This is a genomic window from Micromonospora globispora, assembly GCF_003857015.1.
Taxonomy (GTDB): domain Bacteria; phylum Actinomycetota; class Actinomycetes; order Mycobacteriales; family Micromonosporaceae; genus Micromonospora; species Micromonospora globispora.
The window spans coordinates 1-902 of sequence record NZ_QGGF01000730.1 but is presented as its reverse complement, the minus strand read 5'-3'; the positions used below and the strand labels follow the sequence as shown (position 1 = coordinate 902).

Sequence of the window (902 nt, the reverse complement as noted above, 5' to 3'; positions counted from 1 at the left end):
GCGACCGGCTGAGCGATCCCCACGGGGACGGCCGGTCCGGGCTCGCGGGTCCGCACCGGCCGGGGGAGTTCACCAGCCCCGGGCCCGCCACTGCGGCAGCGCCGGGCGCTCGGCCCCGAGCGTGCTGTCCTTGCCGTGGCCCGGGTAGAACCAGGTCTCGTCCGGCAGCCGGTCGAAGAGCTTGTGCTCCACGTCGTCGATGAGCTCGGCGAAGCGCTCCGGGTCCTGGTGGGTGTTGCCCACCCCACCCGGGAAGAGGCTGTCGCCGGTGAACAGGTGCGGGATGCCGGACGGGTCGCGGTAGAGCAGCGCGATCGAGCCGGGGGTGTGGCCCCTGAGGTGGATCACCTCCAGGGCGCAGTCGCCCACGGCCACGGTGTCCCCCTCGGTCAGGGTCTCCACCTCGATCGGCAGCCCGGCGGCGTCGTCGGCGTGCACCAGCGGGCGGGCCCCGGTCTTGGCGACCACCTCCTCCAGGGCCACCCAGTGGTCCATGTGCTGATGCGTGGTGACCACGGCGGTGAGCCCACCGTCACCGATCAGCTCGAGCAGCCGGGGCGCCTCGTTGGCCGCGTCGATCAGCACCTGCTCGCCGGTGTCCCGGCAGCGCAGCAGGTAGGCGTTGTTGTCCATCGGGCCTACCGACACCTTGGTGATGGTGAGCCGGTCGAGCTCGCGTACGGCCGGCGCACCGCCGGGCGTGACGTCTCCGCTGTAGGTCATGCGTCCTCTATATCCATTCCGGTGGAGTCGGCAGGACACCGTCCGGGGTGACGGTGAGCGCCTCGCCGGTGCTGCGGCCGATCAGCCAGGCGGCGAGCTCGGGGGCGGGGCCGGTGATCGCCGGCACCCCATCGGGGTCGCCGATGCTCAGCTCGTGGCGGCCGCTGCCATCGAAGCGC

At 72.7% G+C, this 902-nt stretch carries 1 protein-coding gene and 1 pseudogene; both read right to left on the bottom strand.

The window, feature by feature from the left end:
* Positions 1–69 precede the first annotated feature (69 nt).
* The gene (locus DKL51_RS32950; protein ID WP_109946750.1) at positions 70–723 is read right to left on the bottom strand and encodes an MBL fold metallo-hydrolase; all 654 of its coding nucleotides are present in this window, start codon (positions 721–723) and stop codon (positions 70–72) included.
* 7 nt (positions 724–730) lie between these two features.
* Positions 731–902, bottom strand: a pseudogene (locus DKL51_RS36835) (maleylpyruvate isomerase family mycothiol-dependent enzyme); the annotation flags it as partial.